Here is a 6,813-nt window from a genome sequence, read left to right on the forward strand (position 1 = left end):
ATAGGAATACTGAATGAGTACGCTGACAATCGAAGAAATGCAACAGGAAGAAGCGCAACAAGCTGCTACATTTTTGCGCTCTATTGCCAATGAACATCGCCTGCAAATCCTTTGTCACCTAGCCAATGGTGAACAGAGCGTGGGTGTGTTGAATCAGCATTTCCCATTGAGCCCGTCAGCGTTCTCGCAGCATTTGGCAGTATTGCGGCAACAAGGCTTGGTCAAATTTCGTAAAGAAGCGCAAACGATCTATTATTCAATTAATGACGAAGACACCTTGCAATTCATGCGCCTGTTAAAAACTAAATTCTGCCCAGACTTTTAACTTTTTTTCATTTTGTCCGCAACTCGCCAACGCATGACTATTGCATCTTCACGGCCATTTGCCACTGCATAGTAATCGGGCCGTCGACCAACTTCGCTAAAGCCTACGCTCAAGTAGAGTGCTTGGGCTGGCTTATTTGATGCTCTGACCTCGAGCCAAATACTTGCGTTGTCTTGCGTTGCCAGTGTTAACAGATGCTGTATCAGTAAACGACCTATGCCCTGCCCTTGTAAGTCGGGATGCACGGCAATGTTCATCAACGTCAATTCATCACACACCAGATGTGCAATATAGAAACCTTGCAGCACTTTTTCCGTGCCCGCAAACCAACCATAGACGCGGTAGTCTGCTTGAAAACAGGATTCGAGCGTGCGCTCTGACCAAGGAACAACATGGCTTGCCTGCTCAATCGCCAACATGCGAGGGTCATAATGAGTTAATCGAGTGATCATTGTTCTCGATGAGCAATGTGCCGCCACAGCGCTTTCTTGTCTGCGGCTGACGGCAGACTCTCCGCAAGCTGCAACACCAACTCTTGTTGCCATTCAGCCACAGCCGAAGGACTCACTTCTGCTGGCCGCTCAGCGCTGCCCGAGCAGGCTCGAGTAAGGTCACGCAACCAAACAGGCAAGTCGACAGCGAGCGGCTTAGCACTTACGAATAGCCAAGGCCCAGCTTTGTAACAATTAACGGTTTTCGCGGTAGATTCCGCTGCGACCGCAGGTTGTTCATCATTGCCCTTGCTGCGCCACAAGGTCAATTTAAGTGCGGCAAGCGCTTGCTGTTGTTGCGTGCTCCAAAGCGGAGGATTCTTGTGATCAATGGTCATAGCGACACCGAGTGATAACGCCCACACTAAAATGAAGAAGGTTGTAGCTTAGCGAATTTGGAGATGACTTAAAAGTGGCAGGGGTGGAGGGATTCGAACCCCCAACCGTCGGTTTTGGAGACCGCTGTTCTACCAATTGGAACTACACCCCTGCAAAGTAGAACCCGAATTATACTGGCCACTTGTGTGCTGGCAAGTGTTTTATAGCTATTTACAGTTCACTTGCGGGTTTTTTCACCGATTTCATGTAATTGCTCTGATATACTCATTTTTATGAGCGATTCAATAAGCAAGTAACGGTGGCAAAGTGATCGTACGCAATGGAATAGGCTTGCTCGTTATACTCTGTGGGTGTTTGCTGAGCGACGCCGCTAACGCCCAACAACAGCGAAACGATGCAACTTTAAAAGTCTCATACAGCGGTGTTGATGGTGAACTTGCCAGCAACGTCGAGAGTTACCTTGGGATATTAGAATACTCAGGCCAAGCGGCGCCGAGTATTTTCCGCGTGCGTTTCCTAGCGCGTCGAGGTGAAGCTGAAATTAAACAAGCGCTTCAACCTTTTGGTTATTACCATACGAAGGTCGACACCGACATCAACACTAGCGAACAACAAATCGAAGTAGCCTACGCTATTGAGCTGGGTGAGCGCACACGCATCAGCGAAGTTGCCATTAATGTTACTGGCGCACTAGGACAAGACGAGGCTTATAAAGAGTTACGCAAACGGTTTCCGGTGAAAGTTGGCGAGCCTTTACGTCACGTCGATTACGAACGCGTAAAGACCATGCTACGCAACCTCGCTGCCGAACGCGGTTATTACGACGCAGAGTTTACCCAGCAAGAACTCCACGTCGAGTTGAGTGATGCTAGTGCGGCGGTACGACTCACCTACGCCAGCGGCGAGCGATTCCGTTTTGGTTCCGTTGCAATCTGCTGTAACCATTTATCGAGCGAATTTATCGAACGTTACTTTCAGTTTGCCGAAGGGGATTGGTTTCACACCCGCGACCTGCTGGATCTGCAAGTGGCACTAGCTGGGAGCGATTATTTTGAAACCGTGGAAGTTGCACCGTTATGGCAAGAAGCAGAAAGCCAACACGTTCCGGTATCAGTGCGGGTGACACCTAATCAACGCGACTTCTATCAAGTTGGCCCAGGCTATGGCACCGACACAGGTGCGCGCCTTACGCTAGCCTTTGACCGACGCTGGGTAAATGACAGAGGGCACCGAATTTCGAGTCTGTTGCGACTTTCGCAGGTACAAAGCACGGGCTTTGTTGATTACATTATTCCAGGCAAAAACCCGGCACGAGATCAATACAGTCTCACTGGTGAAGTCATCGATCGCAGTTATGAAGAGCTACAGTCGACGCTGTATCGAACCAGTGTGCGCGATACACGCCATTACGACCGCTGGCAGCGTACCTACCAATTAAGCTATCAACAAGAAGACTTTCGCTTTGGCACAGATCCCCGAGAAACGTCGAACTTTTTGGTGCCAAGCGCCGAATTTAGCTATGTCAGTAGCAATCTGGACCCACGCAACCGAAACTTAGTCGATAGTGGCTACCGCGTCAGTGTGCGACTCCAAGGGGCGAGTGATAGCGTTCTGTCGAGTGCCACATTTTATTCGCTAACCCTAAGCGGTAAAGCTGTTTATTCGCTCAACGAGCAGTGGCGCATACTCGCGCGCGCAGAATTAGGCGCAATGGAAACCAATGCATTCGAAGAAATATCACCATCATTACGTTTTTTTGCGGGGGGCGACCATAGTGTCCGCGGCTATGCCTATCAACAACTAGGTCCAACCAACGACGAAGGTGTCGTGGTTGGGGGCCGCTACCTTGGCGTCGCCAGCGCCGAGGTTGATTACTTAGTAGCGCCCAATTGGCGTGTTGCCCTGTTCACTGACGTTGGTAATAGCGGTATGGATTGGTCAATGAGCTGGAAGCAGACGTATGGGGTTGGACTACGTTGGCTATCGCCGATCGGCCCTGTTCGCTTAGATGTCGCACAAGCAGTAGATGAACCTGATAAACCTTGGCGCTTGCATTTAACCATAGGGCCAGACTTATGAGATGGTTAAAACGATTAGCTACCGTGATTGTAGCCTTATTCATCCTCGTACCGATTTTACTATACGTGTTAGTCAGCACCACGACCGGCTCGCGCTTCATGCTGTCGCAGGCGCTCAAGTTTATCCCGGTAACAGTGAGCTATGACCAACTCGAGGGTAGTCTTATTGATCAACTCACTCTCAATGGCTTCGTATTACAAACGCCCAAACAACGCTACAGTGCCGACGAGGTCATTGTGGCTTGGCGCCCCTGGGAATTGTTGGATAGTCAGTTAACCATTGAAAAACTAAGCCTGTATAACTCAAAGTTGCAGCTTCTAGAGCAAGCTCAGCGCGACGACGACGCTATTGTATTACCCACTATTGACCTGCCTTTTGCAGTGGATGTTGCTGAATTAACTATCACTAATTTCGCCTTCCAAGCTGCTGACGGTGCGGGCTCGCTCAATACCATAACCATCGAATTATCGAGCTCGCTGAGCCTAGTTGACAGTCAATTGAAACTTAATGGACTCACTTTACGCGCAGAGCAACCAGAATTTAGTTTTGCTCATAACGGCAGTGTTTCTGCTCGCCTTAAAGAGAATTACCCATTAAAGGTCGTCGGTAGTTATACATTAGCGTTCGTTGACGCGCGTATTCCGATGGTCGAAGGCACAGTTAATGTGGAAGGTGCTTTGCAAGAGGTGCCTCTACAGCTAACGAGTACGTTCAAGGGGGCGAATACCCCAGAGCAGAAATTCACTGCCAGCGTCAGTTCACCACTGGCGAACCCAACATGGCAAAGCGAGCTTAATTTAAGTGAGCTACCGTTAAGCTTGATCCAACCTTGGTTAATCGATTACGCAGACGTTAGTGAACGTTATATCACCGCAACGTCGGCTTTATCGGGCCATGTCCACGTCGATAATAACGAAATTCAACTGCAGCAAGTCACCGCAATTAATTTGGCTCGTAGAGGCGAAGTGACGCTCAACGGATTTTGGCAACATAACAACTTTAATAGTAGCTATGAACAGATGCCGTTCGACCTACTTATTTCTTACACGAATTTAGGTTTTCAGTCCGCAGACCTAAGTCTCCAAGCCGAAGTCGGATTTACTCAGTTGGTCGGAACCCTCAGTGACTTTAAATTTGTGAACCAATCCGTCATGAGCATGAAAACCAGCAGGCAATCTCTCGTCGAAGAGTTAACAGCTGAGATTGATGGCTCTGGGTCTATGAAACACCTTGAAGTTGCGAAGCTTTCCCTTTCGAGCCCTGAGTTTGAAATGCGTGGGACGCTTAAGGCGTCATGGGAAAACACGTTAAACCTTAGTTTAGATATTGAATCAGGACGCAGTACCATAGGCCTTGCTGGTAATGAAGCGTTACTCGCAGGTAGCGTAGAACTAAACAACAATCAACTTAGCTTCTCCGAGCTAGCTATAGCACTTGGCCAAACCGAACTTCAGTTGAACGGTTCAACCGCTAATGACAATTTGCGTGGTAGCTTGTTAGTTAAAGATCTTCAACAGCTCCCTCACCTTCCTGAGGGTTTGAGTGAACTGCAATCGCTTGAAACCGAGTTTAGTATTGATACGCAGGCACAGCTCAGCGAATTTCAAATCTTATTCCAGCAATTTAAGCTCCAAACAGCCAGTTTAGACAGTTGGCTACTCACCGAACCAACACAGCTAGCAATTAAACAACAAAATCAGGTTTGGCAGGCGGAATTGGATAAACTGTGTTTACAGCATGACGCTAACCAATTTGGAGTACTATGCACCGAGTTGGCCCTTACCCAAGAAAGCGTTATTGCGAACCTAACTGGCGAGCGCCTCTCGCTATGGTTATTGAATCGTTTCCGAGAGCGCGACGTAGCGCAGCGCATTGCTGGGTTAGTTTCGCTCAATGCGACGACAACTTTTAGTCGCGATAACTTTCAAATGAACGACCTCGGACTGCAGTTAACCAGCGACAACACGGTATTTTTCGCCTTAAACCAAGAGACAAGTACCCGACTATCGTATTGGGAGCTCGCAGCTCGTGGTAATGCCGATGCCATTACCGCTGAAGTCGAAGGTCAACTCGCTAACAATGAAGGTGGCTTGTTCGGTGACCTGGCGTTACTAGATATCTACACCGAGCCTAAAGTTGAGGGAAATCTGCTATTTGCATTGGATGACTTAGCAATGCTTGACTGGGTTTTACCCGGCATGCGCTACAACGGTGGCAAAGCCACGGCTCAGCTTAGTCTGACTGGCACATTAGCAGAACCCAGTTTCAGTGGTGATATGGAGGTCTATGCGGAGTCCGTCGTCTTCGCAGAAACCAACTTTGTCTTCAATGACGTTCGGCTCGCTTTGATCGATCAAGCTGAAACTGAGGATGAGATAGAGATTCAAGGTCAAGCTAAAGCGGGTGACGACGGCTGGGTGTTAGTTGAGGGGGTGGCCATGCCGCTCGATGCTGAAGCCTATTTGAAGATTACCGGACAAAATTTCCGTGCTTTGCAAATGCCTACAGCGACCGTCGATGTAAGCCCAAATCTAACCGTTCACGTTAACAATCGTACGATCGATATCGCAGGTACTGTCGATGTGCCATTTGCGGCGATTGCAGCCCCTGATTTTGAAACTTCCGTCAGCAATAGTAGCGATGTAATTATTACCCGCGACGGTAAGCCCGTCGAAGAAGCATTGGTAGGTGGAGATGAATTAGAGGTCAACGCCCAAATTCGCGTTAACCTAGGGCAACAAGTGACAGTTGACGCGTACGGCTTTACCGGTCGACTGCAAGGTAGCTTGGAGATTATGGAGGAACCGCGGCGTCCGACCACCGCAATCGGTAGTATCAATGTCGCTAAAGGTAGCTATGAAATCTATGGACAAGAGCTAAACATTGATCGCGGATCCTTTATCTATAACGGTGGCGATATCAGTAATCCAGGCTTAAACCTGAGAGTGAAACGCGACATATCGAATGGCAATAGCGCTGGCAATGTCAACGTTGGCGCACAGGTGGTAGGAACATTAACTGAGCCAGATTTTCGTTTATTCTCGACACCAGCCATGCCTGATTCAGAGATTCTTTCGTACCTGATATTAGGTAAGAGTATGCAGTCGGCATCATCAACGGGATCTGACGACATTCAGCTACAGGCATTGCTTATGTTGGGAGCCAAGGGAACTGAAGCTATTGGAGAGTCGTTACAAGATTCTTTTGGTATCGATGAGTTCGGTATTGATAACGATCCAAACACACGCGAAACGTCTTTTTATATCGGTAAGTATTTATCGCCAAAACTGTTTGTCAGATATGGCGTGGGGTTACTAGAGAGTACGAATACTTTTATGGTTCGCTACCAATTAACTGAGCGTTTACTCATTGAAACCATGACCAGTAGTCAGGCTCAAGGTGGCGACATCTTCTACACCTTCGAGCGTTAATAGATAAAAGCAAAGAGCGATGTTTGCTGTTCGCTGTTTGTTGAAACCAACAACGAAGAGCGAACGCAGTGAGCGTGCGAAGAGCGAACGCAGTGAGCGTGCGAAGAGCGAACAACAAAAAAGCCCCCAGCGTTAGCTGAGGGCTTTT

The 6,813-nt window shown here is 48.4% G+C and carries 5 protein-coding genes and 1 tRNA gene; 3 read left to right on the forward strand and 3 right to left on the reverse strand.

Features of this window, described 5'->3' with window-relative positions; genetic code table 11:
* Window positions 1-13: 13 nt before the first annotated feature.
* On the forward strand, window positions 14-325 hold the full coding sequence (locus NV375_RS12555) for a metalloregulator ArsR/SmtB family transcription factor (RefSeq protein WP_258808507.1): 312 nt from the start codon (window positions 14-16) through the stop codon (window positions 323-325).
* Here the strand turns inward: NV375_RS12555 and rimI are convergent.
* From rimI to NV375_RS12570, 3 genes are all read right to left on the reverse strand, one after another.
* A complete protein-coding gene (rimI, locus tag NV375_RS12560; protein WP_258808508.1) occupies window positions 322-777 on the reverse strand; it encodes a ribosomal protein S18-alanine N-acetyltransferase in 456 nt (151 codons plus the stop codon). The genes NV375_RS12555 and rimI overlap by 4 nt on opposite strands.
* Window positions 774-1,154 (reverse strand): hypothetical protein, encoded by a 381-nt coding sequence (locus NV375_RS12565; protein ID WP_258808509.1) that lies wholly within the window; start codon window positions 1,152-1,154, stop codon window positions 774-776. Before NV375_RS12565 ends, rimI begins: the two co-directional genes overlap by 4 nt.
* 75 nt (window positions 1,155-1,229) lie before the next feature.
* A tRNA-Trp gene (locus NV375_RS12570) sits at window positions 1,230-1,306 on the reverse strand.
* Between the two features lie 179 nt (window positions 1,307-1,485).
* Between NV375_RS12570 and NV375_RS12575 the strand changes: the two genes are divergently transcribed.
* Both NV375_RS12575 and NV375_RS12580 read left to right on the forward strand, forming a co-directional pair.
* The gene (locus NV375_RS12575; RefSeq protein WP_258808510.1) at window positions 1,486-3,234 is read left to right on the forward strand and encodes an autotransporter assembly complex family protein; all 1,749 of its coding nucleotides are present in this window, start codon (window positions 1,486-1,488) and stop codon (window positions 3,232-3,234) included.
* Window positions 3,231-6,665: a translocation/assembly module TamB domain-containing protein gene (locus NV375_RS12580; protein WP_258808511.1), complete on the forward strand. Its 3,435-nt coding sequence runs from the start codon at window positions 3,231-3,233 to the stop codon at window positions 6,663-6,665. Before NV375_RS12575 ends, NV375_RS12580 begins: the two co-directional genes overlap by 4 nt.
* The last annotated feature ends 148 nt before the right edge of the window (window positions 6,666-6,813 follow it).

The sequence above is a fragment of the Pseudidiomarina sp. CB1 genome, assembly GCF_024752025.1.
Taxonomy (GTDB): domain Bacteria; phylum Pseudomonadota; class Gammaproteobacteria; order Enterobacterales; family Alteromonadaceae; genus Pseudidiomarina.

Coding starts and splice junctions, on each gene's coding strand:
- NV375_RS12555 (WP_258808507.1), top strand. CDS start 14: ATGAGTACGCTGACAATCGAAGAAATGCAACAGGAAGAAGCGCAACAA.
- rimI (WP_258808508.1), bottom strand. CDS start 777: ATGATCACTCGATTAACTCATTATGACCCTCGCATGTTGGCGATTGAG.
- NV375_RS12565 (WP_258808509.1), bottom strand. CDS start 1,154: ATGACCATTGATCACAAGAATCCTCCGCTTTGGAGCACGCAACAACAG.
- NV375_RS12580 (WP_258808511.1), top strand. CDS start 3,231: ATGAGATGGTTAAAACGATTAGCTACCGTGATTGTAGCCTTATTCATC.